This window comes from Cupriavidus sp. CP313 (assembly GCF_054072015.1).
On sequence record NZ_JBSVZB010000087.1, the window covers coordinates 1 to 1,065 of the forward strand.

Annotated in this window: 1 protein-coding gene; it reads right to left on the reverse strand. The window is 60.8% G+C overall.

The window, feature by feature from the left end; translation table 11 throughout:
* On the reverse strand, positions 1–1,065 hold a 1,065-nt coding region (locus ACW4E8_RS40985; RefSeq protein WP_456809696.1), incomplete at both ends, for a DNA polymerase ligase N-terminal domain-containing protein.

Consider the following 1,065-nt stretch of genomic DNA (forward strand, 5'->3'; position numbering starts at 1 on the left):
TGAAAGATCTGTGCCGGGGGGGCATCGAAGGCCTCGCTAAAGCGCACTCGCTCGGAGCGAACTCCTACAAGCTCCGCCAGCTTCGCACGCCCCTGGGCCAGGGGTACGTTGCGCAAATCTCGGCCTTCCCAGAAGGGTAGGTCGAAGCCGAAGAAGACGATCGCGTCGTTGCGATGCCCGTCGATTGCGTTCTGCAAGGCATTGAAATCTGGCACGCCATCGCGAAGCACGACAATCTCGCCATCCAGCCAGCCTTCCGAGATGTCTAGCTTCTCGATTTCCGCCGCCAGGGATCCCAGCTTGCGCGTCCAGTCATGGCCATTACGAGTAAAGAGCGCCACTCTGGCATTCTCGATTCGGGCCAAGATTCTGTAGCCATCGAACTTGGTTTCGATGACCCACCCGGTACCAGTCGGAAGTGCGGGTGCCGGGTTCGCAAGCTGTGGCCCAAGCTTAGCCGGCAGGGGGGCGAGCGGGGCGTCCGTGATGGCGGTATCGGAAGCCATTTCGGTTGAGCCCTGCGACGCCTGGGTCAGCGCACCCAGTGGCTTTGCGATGACGCTATCCGGCAAAGCTGCCAACACGTCGAACTCCACCAGTGGTCGCGCCCAGGCATCTCGCTTCTTGAACAGGATCCACTGTTCTGAACGGTCACCGGGCTTGGCGATGCGTACCAGTCCCCAACGGCCTGCCAACTTTTCTCCGTACAGATCGAAGAGCAACTTGCCTGCGGCCATACCTTCACGCGGATCGCCGATTGGCTCCCACGTGCCACGATCCCAGACAATCACCGAGCCGGCGCCATACTGTTTGGCCGGGATCTCTCCCTCAAAATTGGCATAGTCGAGCGGGTGGTCCTCCACATGGACCGCGATACGCTTTTCGCTGGGATCGTAGCTAGGGCCCTTGGGCACCGCCCAACTGAGCAGCACGCCATCGAGTTCGAGCCGGAAATCGTAGTGCAGCCGCCGCGCCCAATGCTTCTGGATCACGAAGCGCAACTGTTCGGCTTTCTTACGCCGCTGTCGTGTTCCCGCCGGCTCTGAAGTGACGCTGAAATTGCGC